At 59.0% G+C, this 23,917-nt stretch carries 23 protein-coding genes; all 23 read left to right on the top strand.

From position 1 onward, the window contains the following. The first annotated feature begins 3 nt into the window (after positions 1-3). Positions 4-1,710, top strand: coding sequence for a SpoIIE family protein phosphatase (locus ACP7E4_RS09920; RefSeq protein ID WP_426113171.1), 1,707 nt, complete (start codon positions 4-6; stop codon positions 1,708-1,710). Between the two features lie 87 nt (positions 1,711-1,797). After that, on the top strand, positions 1,798-2,169 hold the full coding sequence (locus tag ACP7E4_RS09915) for an Hpt domain-containing protein (protein ID WP_426113578.1): 372 nt from the start codon (positions 1,798-1,800) through the stop codon (positions 2,167-2,169). 67 nt (positions 2,170-2,236) lie between these two features. After that, on the top strand, positions 2,237-3,673 hold the full coding sequence (locus ACP7E4_RS09910; protein WP_426113173.1) for a flagellar hook-length control protein FliK: 1,437 nt from the start codon (positions 2,237-2,239) through the stop codon (positions 3,671-3,673). A gap of 549 nt (positions 3,674-4,222) precedes the next feature. Continuing rightward, positions 4,223-4,723 (top strand): flagellar basal body-associated protein FliL, encoded by a 501-nt coding sequence (fliL, locus tag ACP7E4_RS09905; RefSeq protein WP_426113174.1) that lies wholly within the window; start codon positions 4,223-4,225, stop codon positions 4,721-4,723. 9 nt (positions 4,724-4,732) lie between these two features. Beyond that, on the top strand, positions 4,733-5,701 hold the full coding sequence (fliM, locus tag ACP7E4_RS09900; RefSeq protein WP_331151072.1) for a flagellar motor switch protein FliM: 969 nt from the start codon (positions 4,733-4,735) through the stop codon (positions 5,699-5,701). Between the two features lie 60 nt (positions 5,702-5,761). After that, the gene (fliN, locus tag ACP7E4_RS09895) at positions 5,762-6,232 is read left to right on the top strand and encodes a flagellar motor switch protein FliN (protein ID WP_426113177.1); all 471 of its coding nucleotides are present in this window, start codon (positions 5,762-5,764) and stop codon (positions 6,230-6,232) included. A 6-nt stretch (positions 6,233-6,238) separates the two neighbouring features. Further along, positions 6,239-6,685, top strand: coding sequence for a flagellar biosynthetic protein FliO (gene fliO / locus ACP7E4_RS09890; RefSeq protein WP_426113179.1), 447 nt, complete (start codon positions 6,239-6,241; stop codon positions 6,683-6,685). After that, positions 6,685-7,431 (top strand): flagellar type III secretion system pore protein FliP, encoded by a 747-nt coding sequence (gene fliP, locus ACP7E4_RS09885; RefSeq protein WP_426113181.1) that lies wholly within the window; start codon positions 6,685-6,687, stop codon positions 7,429-7,431. Before fliO ends, fliP begins: the two co-directional genes overlap by 1 nt. A gap of 25 nt (positions 7,432-7,456) precedes the next feature. Continuing rightward, positions 7,457-7,726: a flagellar biosynthetic protein FliQ gene (locus tag ACP7E4_RS09880; protein ID WP_020290721.1), complete on the top strand. Its 270-nt coding sequence runs from the start codon at positions 7,457-7,459 to the stop codon at positions 7,724-7,726. 62 nt (positions 7,727-7,788) lie between these two features. After that, the gene (gene fliR, locus ACP7E4_RS09875; RefSeq protein ID WP_426113580.1) at positions 7,789-8,517 is read left to right on the top strand and encodes a flagellar biosynthetic protein FliR; all 729 of its coding nucleotides are present in this window, start codon (positions 7,789-7,791) and stop codon (positions 8,515-8,517) included. Beyond that, complete coding sequence (gene flhB / locus ACP7E4_RS09870) at positions 8,517-9,653, top strand: flagellar biosynthesis protein FlhB (protein ID WP_426113183.1); 1,137 nt, start codon at positions 8,517-8,519, stop codon at positions 9,651-9,653. The genes fliR and flhB overlap by 1 nt, the downstream gene beginning before the upstream one ends. Positions 9,654-10,345: 692 nt before the next feature. Continuing rightward, complete coding sequence (flhA, locus tag ACP7E4_RS09865; RefSeq protein ID WP_065833561.1) at positions 10,346-12,475, top strand: flagellar biosynthesis protein FlhA; 2,130 nt, start codon at positions 10,346-10,348, stop codon at positions 12,473-12,475. Positions 12,476-12,486: 11 nt separating this feature from the next. Then, positions 12,487-13,815 (top strand): flagellar biosynthesis protein FlhF, encoded by a 1,329-nt coding sequence (flhF, locus tag ACP7E4_RS09860; RefSeq protein ID WP_426113185.1) that lies wholly within the window; start codon positions 12,487-12,489, stop codon positions 13,813-13,815. A gap of 115 nt (positions 13,816-13,930) precedes the next feature. Beyond that, complete coding sequence (fleN, locus tag ACP7E4_RS09855; protein ID WP_020294161.1) at positions 13,931-14,764, top strand: flagellar synthesis regulator FleN; 834 nt, start codon at positions 13,931-13,933, stop codon at positions 14,762-14,764. Further along, on the top strand, positions 14,761-15,501 hold the full coding sequence (fliA, locus tag ACP7E4_RS09850; protein ID WP_020294162.1) for an RNA polymerase sigma factor FliA: 741 nt from the start codon (positions 14,761-14,763) through the stop codon (positions 15,499-15,501). The genes fleN and fliA overlap by 4 nt, the downstream gene beginning before the upstream one ends. Positions 15,502-15,792: 291 nt before the next feature. After that, positions 15,793-16,167, top strand: coding sequence for a chemotaxis response regulator CheY (locus ACP7E4_RS09845; protein ID WP_177325461.1), 375 nt, complete (start codon positions 15,793-15,795; stop codon positions 16,165-16,167). A 19-nt stretch (positions 16,168-16,186) separates the two neighbouring features. Beyond that, a complete protein-coding gene (locus tag ACP7E4_RS09840) occupies positions 16,187-16,975 on the top strand; it encodes a protein phosphatase CheZ (RefSeq protein ID WP_426113188.1) in 789 nt (262 codons plus the stop codon). 33 nt (positions 16,976-17,008) lie between these two features. Beyond that, on the top strand, positions 17,009-19,276 hold the full coding sequence (locus ACP7E4_RS09835; protein WP_426113190.1) for a chemotaxis protein CheA: 2,268 nt from the start codon (positions 17,009-17,011) through the stop codon (positions 19,274-19,276). A gap of 51 nt (positions 19,277-19,327) precedes the next feature. Beyond that, the gene (locus tag ACP7E4_RS09830; RefSeq protein WP_426113192.1) at positions 19,328-20,464 is read left to right on the top strand and encodes a protein-glutamate methylesterase/protein-glutamine glutaminase; all 1,137 of its coding nucleotides are present in this window, start codon (positions 19,328-19,330) and stop codon (positions 20,462-20,464) included. Beyond that, the gene (locus tag ACP7E4_RS09825; RefSeq protein ID WP_426113194.1) at positions 20,464-21,204 is read left to right on the top strand and encodes a flagellar motor protein; all 741 of its coding nucleotides are present in this window, start codon (positions 20,464-20,466) and stop codon (positions 21,202-21,204) included. Before ACP7E4_RS09830 ends, ACP7E4_RS09825 begins: the two co-directional genes overlap by 1 nt. A gap of 6 nt (positions 21,205-21,210) precedes the next feature. After that, positions 21,211-22,101: a flagellar motor protein MotD gene (gene motD, locus ACP7E4_RS09820; protein WP_426113196.1), complete on the top strand. Its 891-nt coding sequence runs from the start codon at positions 21,211-21,213 to the stop codon at positions 22,099-22,101. Positions 22,102-22,145: 44 nt separating this feature from the next. Beyond that, a complete protein-coding gene (locus tag ACP7E4_RS09815) occupies positions 22,146-22,934 on the top strand; it encodes a ParA family protein (protein ID WP_426113198.1) in 789 nt (262 codons plus the stop codon). A 114-nt stretch (positions 22,935-23,048) separates the two neighbouring features. Beyond that, positions 23,049-23,888, top strand: a complete 840-nt coding sequence (locus ACP7E4_RS09810; protein ID WP_426113200.1) for a CheW domain-containing protein — start codon at positions 23,049-23,051, stop codon at positions 23,886-23,888. Positions 23,889-23,917: the final 29 nt, after the last annotated feature.

The raw sequence follows: 23,917 nt of genomic DNA, 5'->3' as shown, positions 1-23,917 counted from the left end.
CCTGTGCAGCCTTCAGCAGAAAGCCTGTGCATCCTGATCGCCGACGACAACACGACGGATCGCTATCTGCTGTCGACTATCATCAGTCGTCAGGGCCACACGGTTCTGTGCGCCAGTAACGGTGCCGAGGCCGTCGAGCTTTTCGAATCCGGGCGTCCGCAACTGGTATTGATGGATGCGGTCATGCCGGTCATGGACGGCTTCGAGGCGGCGCGGCGGATCAAGAAAATGGCCGGCGAGTCGCTGGTGCCGATCATCTTCCTCACCTCGATGACCGAGGGCGAGGCACTGGCCCGTTGCCTGGATGCCGGAGGCGACGATTTTATCGCCAAGCCCTACAACCAGGTGGTTCTGACCGCAAAGATCAACGCCATGAACCGCCTGCGCGTGTTGCAGGAAACGGTTCTGCAGCAGCGAGACCTCATTTCCCGCCATCACGAGTACCTGCTTAACGAGCAGCGGGTCGCCAAGGAAGTCTTCGATCAGGTCGCCCATTCCGGTTGTCTGGATGCGTCCAATATTCGTTATCTGCAATCGCCTTACGCGCTATTCAACGGTGATCTGCTGCTCGCTACCTACACGCCCGCCGGGCATATGCATCTGTTGCTCGGGGATTTTACCGGGCACGGCTTGCCGGCTGCGGTGGGCGCCATGCCCTTGGCCGAAGTGTTCTACGGCATGACCGCCAAGGGCTTCGGGCTTGCCGAAACCCTGCGCGAAATGAACGCCAAGCTCAAACGCATCCTGCCGGTGGACATGTTTTGCTGTGCGACGCTGGTGTGCATCAACTTTCAGCAGCGCCATGTCGAAGTCTGGAATGGCGGGCTGCCTGAAGGCTATCTGCTGCATACCGGCAGTGGTGAACGTACGCCGCTGGTGTCGCGGCATCTGCCGTTGGGTGTGCTGGACGTCACTGCCTTCGATGACAAGACCGAGGTCTACCCGATCGCAGCCGGCGACCGGATCTTCCTGCTCTCGGACGGTGTCATCGATACCAGCGATAGCGAGGACCGTCTGTTCGGTGCCCAGCGTTTGCATGAAGTGTTCGACGCCAATCGCCAGCCGCAGTTGTTGATTGGCGAGATCCAGCAGGCATTGACCGCCTTCGGTGGGCAGGCGCGCGATGACGTCAGTATGGTGGAGATCACTGTCGTCGATCAGGCAACGCTTGGGCCGCAAACCGTCACGTATTCCGACAGCGGTGCGTCGAGCCCGCTGGACTGGTCGGCGACGTTCGAGTTTCGCGCCTCGACGCTGCGGCGCTTCAACCCGTTGCCTTATCTGCTGCAACTGCTGCTTGAGGTGCATGGTTTGCGCAGCCAGAGCGGCGAGCTGTATAGCGTGCTTTCCGAGCTGTACAGCAATGCACTTGAGCACGGCGTTCTCGGCCTGGATTCGAAGCTCAAAAGAGATGCGGCAGGGTTTGCCCGCTATTATCGCGAGCGGGGCGAACGCCTGGTTGAGCTTGAAGAGGGCTTCATTCGAGTGCATCTGCGGGTTGTTCCGGCCGAGCGGGGCGGGCGGCTTACCCTGCAAGTCGAGGACAGCGGCGCCGGTTTCGACGCCGATACAATTCTGGCGTTGCCCCCGGTGGGTAATGAGTTGTACGGTCGCGGTCTGGGGCTGGTACGCCAGTTGACCGAGCAAGCGTCCTGGTCCCGGGACGGTCGCACTGCCAGCGTGGAGTTTTCCTGGGAGGGAATGGCATAATCCCTGAGTCTTTCGCCATTCAATGCGGCTTGCGTCGAACGGCAGCAGATTCAAGGTTCTTGATCAAGGAGTGAACAAGTGTCGGCTATGCATTTGGATTACAGCGTATTGAGTACGTTGCAGGAAATCATGGAGGATGAATATCCGACATTGCTCGACGTGTTCCTGGATGACTCAGAACACCGCATCACGCGGTTGCAGCAGATGCTGCAGGGTTACGCGGGAGGCAGTGGAGCCTTCGACCTCCAGGAATTGAGCCTGATGGCGCATAGTTTCAAGGGCAGCAGCGGCAACATGGGAGCGTTGCACCTCGCGGACCTGTGTCGCGAACTGGAAGAACGCAGCCGTCGCGAAGAGGTTTCAGGCCTTGAAGAGTTACTCACCAGAATCGATCTTGAATACGTGACCGTGCGGCGGTTGATCGATGTCGAGCGTCAGTTGTATGGTGTCCTGCCGTAAACTGGCCCGTATCTTGCTCAGGCATTAGGTAATACGCTCGCAACCAGCGATTCACGCGGAGACCGACATGCCCCTTGCCTCTAATCCACTCCTTCAGACCGCCCCGATGGCGGCGTCCAAGACCAACGCTACCAATAGCGTGGCCAAGGCGGCTGACAACGGCAAGGACGACAGTTCGAGCTTCTCCGACGTCTACGCCAAGCAGGCGCAGGCTAAATCCGCCGCCAACAATGACGTGCCGGCCAAGCCTGCGCGGGACAAGACGGTTCCAGCGAAGGACAAGGATGTTGTCGCGAAGGACCCGGCAGCCAAAGACGATGCCGCCGTGGATCAGACGACGGTTGCCGATAGCGGCAATGCCTTGCCTGCCGACGCTGCCGCCAGTGACAAAGACGCCAAGCCTGTCGACGATGCGGTCGCCATATTGCCGGTGGAAACGCCTGCCCCTGAAGTAGCTCTGGATCCAGCGCTTGACCCGGCCTTGCAGGCCATGGTCCTGCCAGTCGCAGTGCCCGTGCAGGACGCGCCTGTTGCTGATCCGGCAGCAGCGGTTTCTTCCGCCACCGCCACGATGGTGGCGGCATCAGCTGCAGCGCCTTCGGCACCGGTCGCATCCAGCACTGATTTGGCGAATGATGCGTCGTTCGATCCCGAGGCCGACCCCTTGGCAGGCTTGCCCGCCCTGCAGTTTGCCCTGGAGAACGCCAGCGCGAAGGCTCAGGCGGCGACCCAGCAAGCCAATGGCAGCAATCATCCTGACAAGACCGGCAAGTCCAGCAATAACGACTCTGCTGACTCCACGCAGAACATCGCCAATAACCTGACGGCCCTGGCCGATCAGCTGCCCACTGATGAAGCCAGCACGGAGAGCAGCGACAAATCTTTCAGTGGCTTGCTTGATGATGGGCTCAAGGATGTCAAAAGTACCGGCGGCGATACGCGCATGGATAACTTCGCCGAGCGTCTCGCGGCGATGAGCCAGGCTGCGCAAGCACCGCGAGCAGCCCTGACACCAACCGTTCCGCTGATCAACCAGCCACTGGCCATGCATCAGAGTGGCTGGAGTGAAGGGGTTGTTGATCGGGTCATGTACTTGTCCAGCCAAAACCTGAAGTCGGCGGAAATCCAGCTGGAACCGGCCGAACTCGGGCGTCTGGACATCCGCGTCAACATGGCGACGGATCAACAGACCCAGGTCACGTTCATGAGTGCCCATGTGGGCGTGCGTGAAGCGCTCGAAAACCAGATGTCGCGCCTGCGTGAGTCGTTCAGCCAGCAAGGGCTGGGCCAGGTGGACGTCAACGTGTCCGATCAGAATCGCGGGTGGCAGCAACAGCAGCAGAATCAGGACCAGGCCAGCAATAGCCAGCGCAGTTCCGGCACCACTGGCAGTTCTTCAAGCCTGGAGGGTTCGGGTGATGACGCTATTGTCGACGCCGGCATCCCGGTCAGTCAGCCTGCGGCGCGGGTGATTGGCAGCAGTGAGGTCGATTACTACGCTTGATGGGTGAATGCAGGGGCCAACTTGTTGGCGAGACTTTGATCCTGCTTACCCAGAAATACCGCCACGCGAATTATTGCTCTTATATTGAAATGCGTTTCGTCAGACACCGCCAAACGCGCGTCGGTAGGCTGAGCGCAGGTGTCGTGGTGTGGGGCGACCGGCATGGATGCCGGTCGAGCGCCGTTGCGCCATGGATGGCGCGTCGGCACGTACCCACACCACGGCGCCGGAGTCGAAGGAACTCCTGCGAAGCAGGGGCCGGACGTCAGCGCAGAATGGTTTCCCCCTTTGCCGAAACAAAGGGGGGCGACCGTCAGGGCGAAACCGATCTTGGCAGCGCCGCCAGTGCTGTTGGTGCCACACGATGTGAGGTTCGACATCAACAGGCGCGGTATCCGACTCAATGTCTCGCCAACAAGTTGGCTCCTACACGATATCGAATCCCCGCCGTTTACCCCGGCACAGCACTTCCCCCGCAACTCTGGCATAACACTTGCTCACCCTCTGTCACGCATCAACGAACCCCCCGAATAGTGACGGATTATTGGCATGGCGAAGAGCGACGACGTTAAAGACCCCGCCTCCAAAGGCAAACTCAAGCTCATCATCGTCCTGGTAGTGGCTTTGTTGCTCGCTGTCGGCCTGTCGGTTGGCGCGACCTGGTTTTTCATGCACAAGGCTGAGAGCAAACCGGATCCAGCGGCTGCTGCTGCAGAAACCGGCGTCAAGCATCCTGCGATCTTCGAAGCCATGACCCCGGCCTTCGTGGTCAACTTCAACGCCAATGGTCGTCAACGCTACATGCAGGTCAGCATCACCATGCTGGCGCGTAATCAGGCCGACCTTGAAGCGTTGAAGGTGCACATGCCGGTTATTCGCAACAATCTGGTGATGATGTTTGCGGGTATTCCGTTCGAGTCCCTGGCAACCCCGATTGGCCAGGAAATGCTCCGTCAGAAAGCGACGGCCAGCGTTCAAGAAGTAGCTCAGAAAGAACTCGGTAAAACCGTGATCGAGCAGTTGCTTTTCACTAACTTCGTACTGCAGTAGGACCACGACATGGCCGTGCAAGACCTGCTGTCCCAGGATGAGATCGATGCGCTGTTGCATGGCGTGGACGATGGTCTGGTCCAGACCGAACAAGTAGCCGAACCGGGTAGCGTCAAAAGTTACGACCTGACCAGTCAGGACCGGATTGTGCGGGGTCGCATGCCGACCCTGGAAATGATCAACGAACGTTTCGCCCGTTATACCCGGATCAGCATGTTCAACCTGCTGCGCCGCTCGGCTGATGTAGCGGTCGGCGGTGTCCAGGTCATGAAATTCGGTGAGTACGTGCATTCGCTGTACGTACCCACCAGTCTCAATCTGGTGAAGATCAAGCCGTTGCGCGGCACCGCATTGTTTATCCTCGATGCCAAGCTGGTGTTCAAGCTGGTGGATAACTTCTTCGGCGGCGACGGCCGTCACGCGAAAATCGAAGGCCGTGAATTCACGCCGACGGAACTGCGGGTCGTGCGCATGGTGCTGGATCAGGCGTTCATCGACCTGAAAGAAGCCTGGCAGGCGATCATGGAAGTGCATTTCGAGTACATCAACTCGGAGGTCAACCCGGCCATGGCCAACATCGTCGGGCCGAGCGAAGCGGTGGTGGTCTCCACGTTTCACATCGAACTCGATGGCGGTGGCGGCGATCTGCACGTGACCATGCCGTATTCGATGATCGAGCCGGTGCGGGAAATGCTCGATGCGGGCTTCCAGTCCGATGTCGACGATCAGGACGAACGCTGGGTCAACGCCCTCAAGCAGGACGTGATGGATGTGTCCGTGCCGCTCAGCGCTACGGTCGCCCGTCGTCAATTGCTGTTGCGCGACATTCTGCACATGCAGCCGGGTGACGTTATTCCCGTCGAGCTGCCGGAATCGCTGGTCATGCGCGCCAATGGCGTGCCGTCCTTCAAGGTCAAGCTGGGTTCGCACAAGGGGCATCTGGCCCTGCAAGTGATCGAACCAATAGAGCGACGTTGACCTTTTGTCTGCGTCGAAATTTTGCTGTGTAACTGAAACACTGTTCGCCGAGGACAACCGATGGCTGATGATAAAGAAATGACCTCTGCTGAAGATCAGGCATTGGCCGATGAATGGGCTGCGGCACTGGGTGAATCCGGTGATGGCGGTCAGGACGACATCGACGCACTGTTGGCAGCGGATGCCGGTAACTCGTCGGCTTCCAGCCGTCTGGCCATGGAAGAGTTCGGCAGCGTGCCGCGCAGCAACGGCGGTCAGGTAAATCTCGATGGTCCGAATCTGGATGTGATCCTCGACATTCCGGTCTCGATCTCCATGGAAGTGGGCAGCACCGACATCAACATTCGTAACCTGCTGCAACTCAACCAGGGTTCGGTGATCGAACTGGATCGTCTGGCCGGTGAGCCGCTCGACGTACTGGTCAACGGTACCTTGATCGCCCATGGCGAGGTTGTGGTGGTCAACGAGAAATTTGGCATCCGTCTGACCGATGTGATCAGCCCTAGCGAACGTATCAAGAAGCTGCGCTGAGTGAACATGATGAAGCTTGCTGGAGCATTGCTGTTCATGCCGCTCAGCGCGCTGGCGGCGGAGCCTGCGGTGCAGGCCGCCGCGCCACAGGTGGTCGGCTCGCTGCCGGTGGGGATGGGCGGGCAACTGATGCAGCTGCTGTTCGGGCTGCTGCTGGTCATCGGCCTGATCTTCGCGCTGGCCTGGACGATGCGACGCGTGCAACGCAGCGGGCCGGGCAATGCCCAGCTCATTGAGCTGCTGGGCTCGCGGGCGCTGGGTCCGCGTGACCGGCTGGTGCTGGTGCAGGTCGGCAACGAGCAAATATTGCTGGGTGTCACGCCTGGGCAGATCACGCCATTGCACGTGCTCAAGGAGCCGGTGCAGGTTCCGGTTCGCGAGCAGGCTACTCCCGAGTTCGCACGGCGCCTGATGGAAATCATGGGCAACAAGGATCAGAAGGATAAGAAGTAATGCCGCGCATTCTGTTGACGCTTCTGCTGGTGCTGGCGGCGCCTGTGGCGTTCGGCGCCGATCCGTTGTCGATCCCTGCGATCACGTTGTCCAACGGCGCCAACGGCCAGCAGGAATATTCGGTCAGCCTGCAAATTCTGCTGATCATGACGGCGCTGAGCTTCATCCCGGCATTCGTCATGCTGATGACCAGTTTCACCCGGATCATCATTGTCTTCTCCATTCTGCGTCAGGCGCTGGGCTTACAGCAGACGCCATCGAACCAGATTCTCACCGGCATGGCGATTTTCCTGACCATGTTCATCATGGCGCCCGTCTTCGACCGGGTGAACCAGGACGCCTTGCAGCCTTATCTGGCTGAAAAGCTTACCGCTCAGGATGCCGTGGCCAAGGCTCAGGTGCCGATCAAGGACTTCATGCTGGCGCAGACGCGCACCAGCGATCTGGAGCTGTTCATGCGCCTGTCCAAGCGCACCGATATCCAGTCTCCCGATCAGGCGCCGCTGACCATCCTGGTGCCAGCATTTGTGATTTCCGAACTCAAGACCGCTTTCCAGATCGGCTTCATGATCTTCATTCCGTTTCTGGTCATCGATCTGGTGGTTGCCAGCGTATTGATGGCGATGGGCATGATGATGTTGTCACCGCTGATCATTTCCCTGCCGTTCAAGATCATGTTGTTCGTGCTGGTTGATGGCTGGGCGCTGATCATTGGCACCCTGGCCAGTAGTTTTGGTGGTGTATGACCTCTCTTGAGCAGGAGTGCGTGCGATGACGCCAGAAGTAGCCGTCGATCTGTTTCGTGAGGCGTTGTGGCTGACCACGGTGCTGGTGGCGATCCTCGTCGTGCCCAGTTTGCTCTGCGGTTTGCTGGTGGCGATGTTCCAGGCCGCCACCCAGATCAACGAACAGACCTTGAGCTTTCTCCCGCGTCTGATCGTGATGCTGATTACCCTGATTGTTGCCGGTCCGTGGTTGCTCAAGGTGTTCATGGAATACATCCTGGCGCTCTACACCAGCATTCCAACCGTGATCGGCTAGCGCTTGTGGATGCTGTCCTTGCACTGACCGACGGGCAAATCGGCACCTGGGTCGCCAGCTTCATGCTGCCGATGTTTCGCATTACCTCGTTGTTGATGACCATGCCGATTTTCGGCACGACGCTGGTGCCCAGGCGCATTCGCCTGTACTTCGCGCTGGCCATTACCGTGGTGATCGCCCCCGTGTTGCCGCCCATGCCGCAGGTCAACGCGCTGGACCTCAGTGCGCTGTTGCTCATCGGCGAGCAAATCATCATCGGTGCCGGGCTGGGGTTGTTTCTGCAGTTGTTCTTTCAGGCATTCGTGATTGCCGGGCAGATCATCTCGACGCAGATGGGCATGGGCTTTGCTTCCATGATCGACCCCACCAACGGCGTCTCCGCCGCGGTGATCGGGCAGTTCTTCACCATGCTGGTCACCCTGCTGTTCCTGGGCATGAACGGCCATCTGGTAGTCCTGGAAACGCTGGTTGAAAGTTTCACCACGATGCCGGTTGGCAGCGGGCTGCTCGTGTCCAACTTCTGGGCGCTTGCCAACAGCCTCGGCTGGGTGATGGGTGCCGCGCTGACGTTGGTGTTGCCGGCGATCACTGCGCTGCTGGTGGTCAACATTGCCTTTGGCGTGATGACGCGCGCCGCGCCGCAACTGAACATCTTCTCTATCGGTTTTCCCCTGACGCTGGTGTTGGGTATGGGCATTTTGTGGATAAGCCTGGGCGACATTCTCAATCAGTACCAACCGCTGGTGGCTGATGCGTTGCGAACGTTCCGCGATATGGTGAGGGCGCGCTGATGGCCGAGGACGAGAATGGTCAGGACAAGACAGAAGACCCCACGGAAAAAAAGAAGTCGGAGGCCCGAAAAGATGGACAGATTGCTCGATCCAAGGAGCTCAACACTCTGGTGATCATGCTGGTCGGTGCCGGCGGGTTGTTGTCCTTCGGTAGCGATATAGCGCAAATGATGATGGAGTTGATGCGCTCCAACTTCATCATCAGTCGCGAAATGCTCATGGATCAAAGCTACATGGCCAGGATGCTCCTGAGCTCCGGCAAGCTGGCGCTGGTCGCCATGCTGCCATTTTTGGTGGCGCTGATGCTCGCCTCCCTCATTGCCCCGATTTCCCTGGGTGGCTGGCTATTCTCGGCCAAGACCATGGCCCCCAAGTTCAGCCGCATGAACCCGGCCTCGGGCCTCAAGCGCATGGTGTCGGCCTCGGCGCTGATCGAGTTGCTCAAGAGTTTCGGCAAGTTTCTGATTGTTCTGGTCGTCGCCCTGGTGGTGCTGGACAAGGATAAGGCCGACCTGATCTCCATCGCTCACGAACCTCTGGAAATGGCGATTATCCACAGCTTGCAGGTGGTTGGCTGGAGCACGCTGTGGATGGCCTGCGGTCTGATGATCATTGCCGCCATCGACGTGCCGTATCAGATCTGGGAAGCGCACAAGAAGCTGTTGATGACCAAGCAGGAAATCCGCGACGAGCATAAGGATGCGGAAGGGCGGCCGGAGGTCAAGCAGCGCATACGCCAGTTGCAGCGTGACATGTCCCAGCGTCGCATGATGGAGTCGATCCCCACTGCGGATGTGATCATCACCAACCCGACCCACTTCGCCGTCGCCCTCAAATACGATCCGGAGCAGGGCGGCGCGCCGATGCTGGTGGCCAAGGGTACGGATTTCATCGCCTTGAAAATCCGCGAAATCGGCGCCCACCATCAGATTCTGATTCTCGAATCGCCAGGGTTGGCGCGCTCGATCTATTACAGCACTGAGCTGGACCAGGAGATCCCGGCCGGGCTGTATCTGGCGGTGGCTCAGGTGCTGGCGTATGTCTATCAGATTCGCCAATTCCATTCGGGTCGCGGCAAACGGCCCGATCCGTTGGGGGATATCTCCATTCCGCCGGATTTGCAGCGTGATTCCTGATTGCGTTGCGCACAGCCGTAGGGGCGAATTTATCCAGATTCCGTTGGAGATTCTATGTCTGGGGGCAACCGCCAGGCGCCGCAGATGTATTGTCTGAACCGACGCCTTCCCGGCTAAAGCCGGTCCCACTGGATCGCGCTGATTGTGTGGGACCGGATTTATCCGGGAAGACGGCATTCCAGTAGACACAAATACAGCGGCTGTACGTCCTATCGTGAATGTTGCGTAGATCCGTTGGCGAGGCTTGCCCGCGAATCGATTTGGCGCACGCCTCAATCTCCGACTAAAGCTGACGCACCTTGAATGGCGCTGCGCCAACAGCATTTGCGGTGCGGCTTAGTCCGGTTTCGCCCTGACGGTCGACCCCCTTTGTTTCGGCAAAGGGGGGAAACCATTCTGCGCTGACGTCCGGCCCCTGCTTCGCAGGGGTTCCTTCGACTCCGGTGCCGTGGTGTGGGTACGCGCCGACGCGCGTTTGGCGGTGTCTACCAGATCGCGGCACGGAAAAGCGAAAATCAAAAGCCGAAGCCTCGGTTTCGTTACGACAGGTTGAGTCGCAATAGCCGACGCCACGTCCTACAGCCAATTCCCCAAATAATGGCCCTTTGTCCACTGTTGGAAAGCTTCTTGCAATAGGTCAATTCAGGTCGCCTTCGGCGTCAAAGTTTTGGTTTAGTGCAGGTGAAGAATCGGTGGATCGCTCTCAATTAATCAGTAGCGCACGCAGTAATCTCGCGGGTCTCGGTCGGGGCCAGTTAGGTGTGCCGTTGTTGCTGTTGGTCATGATGGCAATGATGATGTTGCCAATGCCGCCGTTCCTGCTGGACGTGTTTTTCACCTTCAACATCGCGCTGTCGATTGTGGTCCTGCTGGTCTGCGTCTACGCCTTGCGCCCTCTGGATTTCTCGGTATTCCCCACCATTCTGCTGGTGGCGACGCTGCTGCGCCTGGCGCTCAACGTTGCCTCGACGCGCGTGGTCATGCTCCACGGTCAGGATGGTCACGCCGCAGCCGGCAAGGTGATCCAGGCCTTCGGTGAGGTGGTTATCGGCGGTAACTACGTGGTCGGTATCGTGGTTTTCGCGATCCTGATGATCATCAACTTTGTGGTAATCACCAAGGGTGCCGGGCGGATTTCCGAGGTCAGCGCGCGTTTCACCCTGGACGCCATGCCCGGCAAGCAGATGGCAATCGATGCCGACTTGAACGCTGGGCTGATCGATCAGCCTGAAGCCAAGCGTCGCCGTCTCGAAGTTGCCCAGGAAGCCGAGTTCTACGGCTCCATGGACGGTGCCTCGAAATTTGTTCGCGGTGACGCCATCGCCGGTCTGTTGATTCTGTTTATCAACCTCATTGGCGGCATTCTGGTCGGCATGCTGCAGCACAACATGACGTTTGCCGATGCGGGCAAGATCTACACCCTGTTGACCATCGGTGACGGTTTGGTGGCGCAATTGCCATCACTGCTGCTGTCCACCGCTGCGGCGATCATGGTGACCCGTGCTTCCGGTTCGGAAGAAATGGGCAAGCTCATCAATCGGCAGATGTTTACTTCCCACAAGGCGCTGGCGGTTTCTGCCGGGATCATGATTGTCATGGGCCTGGTCCCGGGCATGCCGCACTTTTCCTTCATCAGCCTCGGGCTGGTGGCGGGCGGTGTCGCTTACTTGCTGTGGAAAAAGCAGAACGTGGTCAAGGTCCAGGCGTTGGAAGAGGTCAAGCGCCAGCAGGAAATGCTGCCGTCGCCAACCCGGGTTCAGGATTCCAAGGAGCTGGGCTGGGATGACGTGACCCCCATCGACATGATCGGCCTGGAAGTGGGCTACCGCCTGATTCCGCTGGTGGATCGCAATCAGGGTGGTCAGTTGCTGGCGCGCATCAAGGGCGTGCGCAAGAAGCTCTCTCAGGAGCTAGGCTTTCTCATGCCCACTGTGCATATCCGTGACAACCTGGATCTGGCGCCCAGTGCCTATCGTTTGACACTCATGGGCGTGACCCTGGCCGAAGCCGAGATTTACCCGGACCGGGAATTGGCGATCAACCCCGGTCAGGTGTTCGGCACCCTCAATGGCATTACCGCCAAGGACCCGGCGTTTGGTCTGGAAGCGGTCTGGATCGAAATCAGTCAGCGCAGTCAGGCGCAGTCCCTGGGTTACACCGTGGTGGATGCCAGTACGGTAGTGGCAACGCACCTTAACCAGATTCTTTATAAACACTCTCATGAGCTGATTGGGCATGAAGAAGTCCAGCAATTGATGCAATTACTGGCTAAAAGCTCGCCAAAACTGGCTGAAGAGCTGGTTCCGGGGATTCTTTCGCTGTCGGCGTTGCTCAAGGTCCTGCAGTCGCTTTTGGCCGAACAAGTGCCTGTTCGCGACATTCGCAGCATCGCCGAGGCCATCGCGAACAATGCCATGCGGAGTCAAGATACCGCCGCGTTAGTCGCGGCAGTACGCGTCGGATTAAGCCGTGCAATCGTGCAAAGCATTGTAGGGATTGAGCCGGAGCTGCCAGTTATCACTCTGGAGCCAAGGTTGGAACAGATATTGCTCAATAGTTTGCAGAAGGCAGGTCAGGGTCAGGAAGAAGGCGTTCTGCTTGAGCCAAGCATGGCTGAAAAGCTCCAGCGTTCGTTGATCGACGCGGCGCAGCGGCAGGAGATGCAGGGTTTGCCGGTTATTCTTTTGGTTGCAGGCCCGGTTCGCGCCATGTTGTCACGCTTTGGACGACTGGCTGTGCCGAACATGCATGTGTTGGCGTATCAGGAAATTCCTGACAACAAGCAAGTCACCATCGTAGCGACTGTCGGGCCTAACGGCTGAGGTAGTGAGTCATGCAAGTTAAGCGATTTTTCGCCGCCGATATGCGTCAAGCCATGAAACTGGTTCGCGATGAGCTGGGCGCAGAAGCGGCCATCATCGGCAACCGGCGGATTGCCGGTGGCGTGGAGCTGACTGCTGCGCTGGATTACAAGCTGTCTGCCCTGGCGCCTCGCGTGCCGAACATCGAGCTTGAAGACGAACTGCGCAAAACCCAGTCGCGGATTGTTTCCGCTCAGGCTGAACTGAACAATCGTGGCGACAGTGACCCGTCAGTCAACCGTCAGTTGTTCGCCGGCATGCCGCTCAGCGCTGCCGACACGCATATCGAACCGACACTTGAAGAACCACCGCGTCCATTCGTGCAAGCTCAAGCAGCCCCGTCCGAACCGGCTGGCGGCCAGCGCGCTTACGAAAACATGCGCTTCGAATTGAATGGTCTGCGTGAACTGCTGGAAGTCCAGCTGGGTTCGCTGGCCTGGAATCAACTGCAAGGCAGCCGTCCGCAGCAGGCCAATCTGTGGCGTCGCCTGCAACGTATCGGTCTGTCCGGCCCGCTGTCCCGCGATCTGCTGGCGATGGTCAGCGAAATTGAAGAGCCTCGTCAGGCCTGGCGCATGCTGCTGGCGCACCTGGCGCGGATGATTGCCACCCCGGAAATCGAGCCCCTTGAAGAGGGTGGCGTGATTGCCATGGTCGGCCCGGCTGGCATGGGTAAAACCACCACACTCGCCAAACTGGCAGCGCGCTATGTGTTGAAGTACGGCGCACAGAATATCGCTCTGGTGAGCATGGACAGTTTTCGCATCGGCGCTCAGGAGCAACTCAAGACTTTGGGTCGCATCCTCAATGTGCCGGTGACGCATGTCGATCCAGGCCAGTCGCTGGCTCAGGCACTGGAGCCGCTGCTGCGCAAACGCGTGGTGTTGATCGACACCGCAGGTCTGCAAGCCAGCGATCCGGCCCTGCGCATGCAACTCGAAAGCCTCGCCGGGCGTGGCATCAAGGCGCGTAATTATCTGGTGTTGGCAACGACCAGTCAGAAGCAAGTGCTGACCGCGGCCTACCACAGTTACAAACGTTGCGGTCTGGCCGGGTGCATCCTGACCAAACTGGACGAAACCGCCAGCCTGGGCGAAGTGCTCAGCCTGGCGATCAGTCATGAGCTTCCTGTTGCCTACCTGACTGACGGACCGCGAATACCTGATGATTTACACCTTCCGCGTCGGCACCAATTGGTGACTCGTGCGGTCAATGTGCAGATGCAGGAAGAGCCTAGCGAAGAAGCGATGGCGGATATGTTTGCCGACCTGTATCACAACCCCAGCAAGCGGGTGGGTTAGGTGAAACGAACTACTGGAATTTACCTGCATCGATGGTCTGCCACGCATTGTTCCTCAGCGAACGTGCAGCCCCCAATGTGGCTTGGGTCTACGCAAGACAAGGTAATGAAATAACATGGGCAGCATGCATCCCGTACAGGTGATCGCGGTGACCGGCGGCAAAGGTGGCGTCGGTAAGACTAACGTGTCAGTGAACCTCTCGCTGGCCTTGGCCGAGCTTGGCCGGCGCGTCATGCTGCTGGACGCTGACCTTGGCCTGGCCAATGTCGACGTGTTGCTGGGGCTTACGCCCAAGCGCACCCTTGCCGATGTCATTGAAGGCCGTTGCGAATTGCGCGACGTACTGCTTCAAGGGCCGGGCGGGATTCGCATCGTGCCAGCCGCTTCCGGCACGCAGAGCATGGTGCATCTGACGCCGGCGCAGCATGCCGGTCTGATTCAGGCTTTCAGCGATATTGGCGATAACCTTGACGTACTGGTCATCGATACGGCCGCCGGCATTGGCGAGTCGGTGGTGAGCTTTGTGCGGGCCGCCCAGGAAGTCTTGCTGGTGGTGTGCGACGAACCGACCTCGATCACTGACGCCTACGCGCTGATCAAGCTGCTCAACCGCGACTACGGCATGAATCGCTTCCGGGTCCTGGCCAACATGGCCCAGAGCCCGCAGGAAGGCCGCAACCTGTTTGCCAAGCTGACCAAAGTGACCGACCGTTTCCTCGATGTTGCCCTGCAATACGTCGGCGCCGTGCCTTACGACGAGTGCGTGCGCAAGGCGGTGCAGAAGCAGCGTGCCGTTTACGAAGCGTTCCCGCGTTCCAAATGCTCCCTGGCCTTCAAGGCCATCGCGCAGAAAGTCGACACCTGGCCGCTGCCGGCCAATCCGCGCGGTCATCTTGAGTTCTTCGTCGAGCGACTTGTCCACCAGACATTTGCGGGGCCTGTCCAATGACAGCCAGCGGCTATCAGATGTATAGCAAGACCTCCAAGAACTCTCAGTACGAGCTCATCGAGCGCTATGCGCCGCTGGTCAAGCGCATCGCCTATCACTTGCTGGCGCGTTTGCCGGCCAGTGTCCAGGTCGAGGACTTGATCCAGGCCGGGATGATCGGGCTGCTTGAAGTGTCGACCAAATACGACTGCACAAAAGGCGCGAGTTTCGAAACCTATGCGGGTATCCGGATTCGTGGCGCGATGCTCGATGAAGTGCGCAAAGGTGACTGGGCACCACGTTCGGTTCACCGCAATACGCGCATGGTCAGTGACGCAATTCGCTCAATTGAAGCTAAAACAGGTCGTGACGCTAAAGATCACGAGGTTGCGGCCGAACTCCAATTGAGTCTCGATGATTATTACGGGATTTTGAACGATACCCTGGGCAGCCGCTTGTTCAGTTTCGACGACCTGTTGCAGGACGGCGAACATGAAGGGCTGCACGAGGACGGCGCAAGCGGTTCGCTTGAGCCGTCGCGGGATCTGGAAGACGAACGTTTCCAGGCCGCGTTAGCAGATGCGATTGCCAATTTGCCAGAGCGCGAGCGACTGGTGTTGGCGCTGTACTATGACGAGGAGCTGAATCTCAAGGAAATCGGTGAGGTCCTTGGGGTCAGCGAGTCGCGAGTCAGCCAGTTACACAGCCAGTGCGCAGCTCGTTTGCGAGGGCGTTTGGGAGAGTGGCGAGCGCGTTGACAGGTATGGCGCATCCGTAGGGTTGCGCTGTGCGTGTAAGCCGGCTGTGCAAAGCGTTGTGTGGGGAGATGGACAAGGCGGGAACCGGTCATTGGCGCTACTGCGAGCTGTTGGAAGGTGGTTTACCTCTCTGGCGGCAAGTCGAGCTGCTGCCCGGTTTCTTGACTGTTGATTTACCAAGCCCGTCGTCGTTTTAGTACAGCCGATGTGAGCTGTGCCGGTATTGATTGAACAGCGCGTTCAGGTGCTGAACGCGTTAAAGACTGCTTGGAGGTCGAATTGGACAAGAACATGAAAATCCTCATCGTTGATGACTTCTCAACGATGCGGCGGATCATCAAAAACCTGTTGCGTGATTTGGGATTCACCAACACGGCCGAAGCCGATGACGGACTCACCGCGCTGCCAATGTTGCAGAGCGGTGCTTTCGACTTTCTGGTCACTGACTGGAACATGCCAGGCATGTCCGGCATCGACCTGTTGCGTCAGGTGCGCGCCGATGAACGACTCAAGCACCTTCCGGTGCTGATGGTCACGGCCGAAGCCAAGCGCGACCAGATCATCGAAGCGGCCCAGGCTGGCGTCAACGGTTATGTCGTGAAGCCATTTACGGCCCAAGTGCTGAAAGAAAAGATCGAAAAGATCTTCGAGCGCGTCAATAGCTGATGTTTGCCGCGAGGGCGCTATGGAGCATAAAGAGACATCTCAGGGCGACTTTGAGTCAACCCTGAAAAAACACGCGCATGAGCTGGTGATGTGCCTTGAAAAAGGCCGTTTCGGCGAAGCCGTGCAATTGATCCATGAGCTGAACCAGACGCGTGATCGCGGCTTGTATCAGGAAGTCGGCAAGCTCACCCGCGAGCTGCACAGCGCGATTGTCAATTTCCAGATTGACCCGAACATGCCTCAGGCCGAAGAAGTGTCCCAGATCACGGATGCTACCGAGCGTTTGTCGTATGTTGTCAGGCTTACCGAAAATGCGGCCAACCGCACGATGGATCTGGTTGAACAAAGTACGCCCTTGATGAATGGCTTGAGTAACGACGCCAAAGCGTTGAGCCAGGACTGGGGACGTTTCATGCGTCGGGAAATCGGCGCTGAAGAGTTTCGTGAGCTGGCCAAACGTGTCGACGGCTTTTTGACGCGCAGCGAGCGGGAAACTCACGAAGTCGCTGCCCACCTCAATGACATTCTGCTGGCTCAGGATTACCAGGACCTTACCGGTCAGGTCATCAAGCGCGTCACGCAATTGGTCACTGAAGTTGAGAGCAACCTGCTCAAGTTGGTGCTCATGGCCAGTCAGGTCGATCGCTTTGCAGGCATCGAACATGACGATGAATCCATCCTCGCAGAAAAAGATCCACAAAAAGGTCTCTCTCAGGGTGAAGGTCCGCAGATTCATGCCGATAAACGGGAAGACGTTGTGTCCGGACAGGACGATGTAGACGATCTGCTATCGAGCCTTGGCTTCTAGGTCTGTTGACGGTTAATTTTAGGGAGCACCCCAATGAGCTTCGGCGCCGATGAAGAAATCCTTCAGGATTTTCTGGTAGAGGCCGGCGAAATTCTGGAGCAATTGTCCGAACAGCTGGTCGAGCTGGAAAGCCGACCTGATGATGCTGACTTGCTTAATGCAATTTTTCGCGGTTTTCACACTGTAAAAGGCGGCGCCGGCTTCCTCCAGCTCCATGAGCTGGTGGAGTGCTGCCACATCGCCGAGAACGTCTTCGACATCCTGCGCAAGGGTGAACGTCGCGTCGACTCCGAATTGATGGACGTGGTGCTCGAAGCACTGGATGCGGTCAACGGTATGTTCAGCGAAGTTCGCGAGCGTACCGAAGTCACACCCGCCACGCCGGAATTGCTGGCGGCGCTGGCGCGTCTTGCCGAGCCTGCAACCGCAGACGAAGTAGCCGCTGCGCCCGCTCCGGCAGTGATCGAGGAAGCGCCGCCTGCTTCCGACGAAATTACCGACAACGAATTCGAACTGCTGCTGGACTCGCTGAATGCGGTCAAGGCTCAGGCAGCCGAGTCAGCCAGTGCGCCTGCTGCGGCAGCGCCGGTTGCTGCCCCTGCTTCGGCAGCGGCCAGCGATGAAATCAGCGACCAGGAATTCGAATCGCTGCTCGATCAATTGCATGGCAAAGGTCAGTTCGCGGTCGATGCCGTCGCAACGCCAGTGGCTGCTGCGGCTCCGGCTGCCAGCACCGGCGCTGCGGCGAGCAATGAAATCACCGACGATGAATTCGAAGCCTTGTTGGATCAGCTGCACGGCAAGGGCTCGTTTGACGCCACTGCTGCGGTAGCGCCTGCGCCTGTCGTTGCAGCGCCGGCTGCTCCGGCTGCTTCGAAAAGCAATGAAATCTCAGATAACGAATTCGAAGACCTGCTGGATCAGTTGCACGGCAAAGGCAAGTTCGAGCCTGAAGCCATAGCTGCTGCGCCAGTCGCGGCAGCTGTTGCCAAGCCAGCGCCTGCTCCGGTTGCCGCAGCCAAACCGGCGCCAGCTCCGGCTCCGGCAGCTGCGCCAGCGCCCGCCAAGGCCGCTGCACCTGTTCCAGCCAAGGCTCCGGCTGCGGCGAGTCCGGACAAGCCGGCTTCCGAAGCGGAAACCACTGTGCGGGTTGATACCGCGCGGCTGGACGAGATCATGAACATGGTCGGCGAGCTGGTACTGGTGCGTAACCGTCTGGTGCGCCTGGGCCTGAACAGCGGCGATGAAGCCATGTCCAAGGCGGTGTCCAACCTGGATGTGGTCACCGCCGATCTGCAGACTGCGGTGATGAAAACCCGCATGCAGCCGATCAAGAAAGTTTTCGGGCGCTTCCCGCGTCTGGTTCGCGACCTGGCCCGCCAGCTCAAGAAAGAGATCAACCTGGAACTGGTCGGCGAAGAAACCGACCTGGACAAGAACCTCGTCGAGGCCCTTGCCGATCCGCTGGTCCACTTGGTGCGCAACGCGGTCGACCACGGTATCGAAACCCCGGAAGAACGCGAAGCCTCAGGCAAGTCCCGTGGCGGTCGTGTGATTCTCTCGGCGGAACAGGAAGGCGACCATATCCTGCTGTCGATTTCCGATGACGGCAAAGGCATGGACCCCAATGTCCTGCGCGCCATCGCGGTCAAACGCGGTGTGATGGACAAGGACGCGGCCGATCGCCTGAGCGACAGCGACTGCTACAACCTGATTTTTGCACCGGGTTTCTCGACCAAGACCGAGATTTCCGATGTGTCGGGTCGTGGCGTGGGCATGGACGTGGTGAAAACCAAGATCGCCCAGCTCAACGGCACGATCAATATCTACTCCACCAAGGGCCAGGGCTCGAAGATCGTCATCAAGGTGCCATTGACCCTGGCGATCATGCCGACGCTGATGGTGATGCTCGGCAACCAGGCTTTTGCTTTCCCGCTGGTCAACGTCAACGAGATCTTCCACCTGGACCTGTCGACCACCAACGTTGTCGATGGTCAGGAAGTGGTCATCGTGCGCGACAAGGCGCTGCCACTGTTCTATCTCAAGCGCTGGCTGATCAGCTCGGCCGCTCACGAAGAGCAGCGCGAAGGTCATGTGGTGATCCTGTCGGTCGGCACCCAGCGAATCGGTTTTGTCGTCGATCAGCTGGTAGGTCAGGAAGAAGTGGTAATCAAGCCGCTGGGCAAGATGTTGCAAGGTACGCCAGGCATGTCGGGCGCCACCATTACCGGTGACGGTCGCATTGCCTTGATTCTCGATGTACCGAGCATGCTCAAGCGTTACGCCGCCCGGCGTATTTGATTCCGGTGTCGCGGGCGACGTCTGTCGCCTGCGTAACCTAATGGAGTGTTTATGGCAGTCAAGGTCCTGGTGGTGGATGATTCCGGTTTTTTCCGCCGCCGCGTCACGGAAATCCTTTCTTCGGACCCGAACATCCAGGTTGTCGGTACGGCAACCAACGGCAAGGAAGCGATCGAGCAAGCTCTGGCGCTCAAGCCTGATGTGATCACCATGGACTACGAAATGCCGATGATGGATGGCATCACTGCCGTGCGTCATATCATGCAGCGCATTCCGACCCCGGTATTGATGTTCTCCTCGCTGACTCACGAAGGTGCCCGCGTTACGCTGGATGCACTGGACGCCGGCGCGGTGGATTTCCTGCCCAAGAATTTCGAAGACATCTCGCGCAACCCCGAGAAGGTCAAGCAAATGCTGTGCGAAAAAGTGCACAGCATTTCTCGCAGCAATCGGCGTCTGGGCAGTTACAGCGCGTCAGCACCGACACCGGCGGCGCCTGCGCCGGCCACCACCAGGCCCGGCACGCCTGTCACGGCGCGCAGCACTCTGGCCTCGCGTCCATCGGCTTCGTCAGCGCCAGCCGCGGCAAGCAGCCACGCGCCTTCGTCCCCGGCACCCAAACGCAAAGCCTACAAACTGGTCGCCATCGGCACGTCCACCGGCGGCCCGGTCGCGCTGCAACGGGTCCTGACCCAACTGCCCGCCAACTTCCCGGCGCCTATTGTGCTGATCCAGCACATGCCCGCAGCGTTCACCAAGGCGTTCGCCGAACGCCTGGACAAGCTGTGCCGCATCAACGTCAAGGAAGCTGAAGACGGTGACATCCTGCGTCCGGGGCTGGCCTTGCTGGCGCCGGGTGGTAAGCAGATGATGATCGACGGCCGTGGAGCGGTGAAGATTCTGCCCGGTGACGAGCGCCTCAATTACAAACCCTGCGTAGACATTACCTTCGGTTCCGCTGCCAAGTCCTATGGCGACAAAGTGCTGGCCGTGGTGTTGACCGGCATGGGCGCTGACGGCCGTGAAGGTGCGCGCCTGCTCAAGCAGGGCGGCAGTCACATCTGGGCTCAGGACGAAGCGAGCTGCGTGATCTACGGTATGCCCATGGCCATCGTCAAAGCCGACCTGGCCGACGCGGTGTACAGCCTGGATGATATCGGCAGGCATCTGGTCGAGGCGTGTATCTGATGGATGTATTGAGTCTGATCGGCCTGACCCTCGCATTTGTTGCAATCATTGGCGGTAATTTTCTCGAAGGCGGACATCTGGGCGCGTTGCTCAATGGCCCGGCGGCGCTGATCGTGCTGGGCGGGACGCTCGGTGCGTCGATGCTCCAGTCACCCATGAGCGCGTTCATGCGCGCCATGCAAATTGTCGGCTGGATTCTGTTTCCGCCGCGCATCGACCTGGCAGGCGGCATCGACCGGGTCGTCAACTGGAGCCTGACCGCGCGCAAGGAAGGCCTGCTCGGTCTGGAAACGATTGCCGACACCGAACCGGATTCCTACGCCCGCAAAGGCTTGCAATTGCTGGTCGACGGCGCGGAGCCGCAAGCGATTCGCAGCATTCTGGAAGTGGATTTCATCACTCAGGAAACCCGCGATATCCAGGCGGCCAAAGTCTTCGAAAGCATGGGCGGCTACGCACCCACTGTCGGCATCATCGGCGCAGTGATGGGCCTGATCCATGTCATGGGCAACCTGGCCGACCCGAGCCAGCTGGGCAGCGGTATCGCCGTGGCGTTTGTCGCAACCATTTATGGCGTCGCGTCGGCCAACCTGATTCTGTTGCCGATTGCCAACAAGCTTAAAGCGATTGCCCTGCGCCAGTCGCGCTATCGTGAAATGTTGCTGGAAGGCCTGCTGTCCATCGCCGAGGGCGAAAACCCGCGCTCCATCGAACTCAAGCTGCAAGGTTTCATGGAGTAACACGCTATGGCTCGCCGTCGTCAGCCTGAAGAGCATGAAAATCACGAGCGTTGGCTGGTGTCCTACGCCGACTTCATCACCTTGCTGTTTGCCTTTTTCGTGGTGATGTACTCGATCTCGTCGCTGAACGAAGGTAAGTACAAAATTCTGTCTGAAGCGCTGGTCGGCGTCTTCAACGAAAGCGAACGCAGCGTCAAGCCGATCCCCATTGGCGAACAACGTCCGCTGACCGTCAAGCCCGCGCAGCCGCTGGTCAAGGACAGCGAGCAGACCGATGCCGGCATTGGTCAGAACTCCTCGGATCCACTCAAAGCCATCGCCGATGATGTGCGCGATGCGTTCGGCGACTTGATCAAGTCCAATCAGATGACGGTGCGTGGCAACGAGCTGTGGATCGAAGTGGAGCTCAATTCCAGTCTGCTGTTCGGCAGCGGCGACGCGATGCCCAGTGACAAGGCGTTCGCGATCATTGAAAAGGTTGCGAAGATCATCAAGCCGTTCGACAACCCGATTCATGTCGAAGGGTTTACCGACGACCAGCCGATCAACACGTCGCAGTTTCCAAGCAACTGGGAGCTGTCATCGGCGCGTTCGGCCAGCGTGGTGCGAATGCTGGCCATGGACGGCATCAATCCGGCGCGCATGGCCTCGGTCGGTTACGGCGAGTTCCAGCCCGTGGCGCCCAATACCACGGCCGAAGGGCGAGGGCGCAATCGCCGGGTCGTGCTGGTGATTTCCCGCAACCTGGATGTGCGTCGCAGCCTGACCGCGACGGGCACGGCGGCCAATGCACAGCCAGATGCCGCAATGCGTCGTGCTGGCACACAAACTGCAATCACGCCAGTCAAGCCAGCGGTGCGCAGCAATACCGTCAATTCTTCGTCACCCGCCCCCTAGTCATTCTCGTTATGGCCATTGCCATGGCGGGAGGAAAAAACACAATGAGAGTCTGGGCAGTAGCCAACCAAAAAGGTGGCGTCGGTAAGACCACCACTACGATCGCGTTAGCCGGATTGCTGGCTGACGCGGGCAAGCGCGTGGTCGTTGTCGATCTGGATCCCCATGGCTCGATGACCAGCTATTTCGGGCATGACCCGGACTTGCTGGAGCACAGTGTCTACGATCTGTTTTTGAACAAGGGCGCCATCACCGATGGCCTTCCCGGTCAGCTGCTGTTGCCCACCAGTGACCAGCGCATCTCGCTGTTGCCTTCAAGCACCGCGCTGGCCACGCTGGAACGGCAGTCGCCCGGGCAGAACGGGCTGGGCCTGGTCATCGCCAAGAGCCTCGCGCAGTTGTGGCAGGATTACGATTACGCCCTGATCGACAGCCCGCCGTTGCTGGGCGTGTTGATGGTCAATGCGCTGGCGGCGAGCCAGCAGTTGGTGATTCCGGTGCAGACCGAATTTCTGGCCGTCAAAGGCCTGGAACGCATGGTCAACACCCTGGCGATGATCAACCGCTCACGCAAGACGCCGTTGCCGTACACCATCGTGCCGACCTTGTTCGACCGGCGGACCCAGGCCTCGATGGGCACCCTGAAATTACTTCGTGACAGCTTTCCGGAACATGTCTGGAAGGCCTACGTGCCGGTCGATACACGTCTGCGCGATGCCAGTCGGGCCGGCGTCACGCCGTCGCAGTTCGACAACAAGAGCCGCGCGGTGCTGGCCTATCGCGCTCTGCTTCAGCATCTGTTGTCCGAGCAGCTTCTGGCGCAGGTGGCCTGACGTGGACCTTTGCTCATTCTTGCCGCGCAATGTGCAGAAGCATTCAAGTCGCGCCTCATTGCGGCCGATAACTCAATCAAGCGGTCATCGCGTCAATCATTGTGTGGCATCCGTATGAATCTTCGGCCTGTTCAAATCGCAACACGACCGCAACTGGCGCTCCAGTCCTATCTGGATGCGCTGCTTCAGGATGCCACTGAAGACCTGCCTGAACTGTCCAGCATCGATGAATTCGAGGCCGCGGTTCTTGAGGAGCAGGCTTATGACGCCCGGATGCTGGCAACTGCTGCTCCGATCGCCATTGCTGTCGCGGCTCCCGTGCCGGTTGCTGTTGCGGTGCCAGTTGTAGCGCGGGTTGACATCGCGCCGGTGCCCATCGTCGAAGAAATCATTGTGCCGGTGGTGGATTTGGTCGAGCCGGTGGCTGAGGTGTATTTGCCTTCGGCGCAACGTACGCCAACGCCGCCGCCCACCACTGACGGGCGACCTGCCTGGGCAGAAGAGCCATTCGAGTGTCTGTTGTTTGATGTTGCCGGTTTGACGCTGGCGGTCCCGCTGGTGTGCCTGGGATCGATTTATCCGCTGGCCGGGCATGATCTGACGCCATTGTTCGGTCAGCCGGACTGGTTCCTCGGCATCCTGCCCAGCCAGGGCGGCAATCTGAAAGTACTGGATACCGCGCGCTGGATCATGCCGGATCGCTACCGCGACGATTTCCGGCAGGGCTTGCAGTACGTGATTTCAGTTCAAGGCTATGAGTGGGGTCTGGCGGTGCATCAGGTCAGCCGTTCGCTGCGCCTTGATCCCAGCGAGATCAAATGGCGCGCCCATCGCGGGCAGCGCCCCTGGTTGGCGGGTACGGTCATTGAACACATGTGCGCGTTACTGGACGTTTCCGAGTTGGCCGAGCTGATTGCCAGTGGCGCGGTCAAGCAGATGCAAAAAATCAAATAATCATGGGATGACGTTTTGACGTCGCCTGC

The organism is Pseudomonas sp. DSP3-2-3, assembly GCF_049898225.1.
In the GTDB taxonomy this organism is placed as follows: domain Bacteria; phylum Pseudomonadota; class Gammaproteobacteria; order Pseudomonadales; family Pseudomonadaceae; genus Aquipseudomonas.
The sequence above is the reverse complement of the archived record's forward strand: the minus strand, read 5'-3'. Positions and strand labels throughout refer to the sequence as shown.

Coding starts and splice junctions, on each gene's coding strand:
- ACP7E4_RS09915 (WP_426113578.1), top strand. CDS start 1,798: ATGCATTTGGATTACAGCGTATTGAGTACGTTGCAGGAAATCATGGAG.
- ACP7E4_RS09910 (WP_426113173.1), top strand. CDS start 2,237: ATGCCCCTTGCCTCTAATCCACTCCTTCAGACCGCCCCGATGGCGGCG.
- fliL (WP_426113174.1), top strand. CDS start 4,223: ATGGCGAAGAGCGACGACGTTAAAGACCCCGCCTCCAAAGGCAAACTC.
- fliM (WP_331151072.1), top strand. CDS start 4,733: ATGGCCGTGCAAGACCTGCTGTCCCAGGATGAGATCGATGCGCTGTTG.
- fliN (WP_426113177.1), top strand. CDS start 5,762: ATGGCTGATGATAAAGAAATGACCTCTGCTGAAGATCAGGCATTGGCC.
- fliO (WP_426113179.1), top strand. CDS start 6,239: ATGATGAAGCTTGCTGGAGCATTGCTGTTCATGCCGCTCAGCGCGCTG.
- fliP (WP_426113181.1), top strand. CDS start 6,685: ATGCCGCGCATTCTGTTGACGCTTCTGCTGGTGCTGGCGGCGCCTGTG.
- ACP7E4_RS09880 (WP_020290721.1), top strand. CDS start 7,457: ATGACGCCAGAAGTAGCCGTCGATCTGTTTCGTGAGGCGTTGTGGCTG.
- fliR (WP_426113580.1), top strand. CDS start 7,789: ATGCTGCCGATGTTTCGCATTACCTCGTTGTTGATGACCATGCCGATT.
- flhB (WP_426113183.1), top strand. CDS start 8,517: ATGGCCGAGGACGAGAATGGTCAGGACAAGACAGAAGACCCCACGGAA.
- flhF (WP_426113185.1), top strand. CDS start 12,487: ATGCAAGTTAAGCGATTTTTCGCCGCCGATATGCGTCAAGCCATGAAA.
- fleN (WP_020294161.1), top strand. CDS start 13,931: ATGGGCAGCATGCATCCCGTACAGGTGATCGCGGTGACCGGCGGCAAA.
- fliA (WP_020294162.1), top strand. CDS start 14,761: ATGACAGCCAGCGGCTATCAGATGTATAGCAAGACCTCCAAGAACTCT.
- ACP7E4_RS09845 (WP_177325461.1), top strand. CDS start 15,793: ATGAAAATCCTCATCGTTGATGACTTCTCAACGATGCGGCGGATCATC.
- ACP7E4_RS09840 (WP_426113188.1), top strand. CDS start 16,187: ATGGAGCATAAAGAGACATCTCAGGGCGACTTTGAGTCAACCCTGAAA.
- ACP7E4_RS09835 (WP_426113190.1), top strand. CDS start 17,009: ATGAGCTTCGGCGCCGATGAAGAAATCCTTCAGGATTTTCTGGTAGAG.
- ACP7E4_RS09830 (WP_426113192.1), top strand. CDS start 19,328: ATGGCAGTCAAGGTCCTGGTGGTGGATGATTCCGGTTTTTTCCGCCGC.
- ACP7E4_RS09825 (WP_426113194.1), top strand. CDS start 20,464: ATGGATGTATTGAGTCTGATCGGCCTGACCCTCGCATTTGTTGCAATC.
- motD (WP_426113196.1), top strand. CDS start 21,211: ATGGCTCGCCGTCGTCAGCCTGAAGAGCATGAAAATCACGAGCGTTGG.
- ACP7E4_RS09815 (WP_426113198.1), top strand. CDS start 22,146: ATGAGAGTCTGGGCAGTAGCCAACCAAAAAGGTGGCGTCGGTAAGACC.
- ACP7E4_RS09810 (WP_426113200.1), top strand. CDS start 23,049: ATGAATCTTCGGCCTGTTCAAATCGCAACACGACCGCAACTGGCGCTC.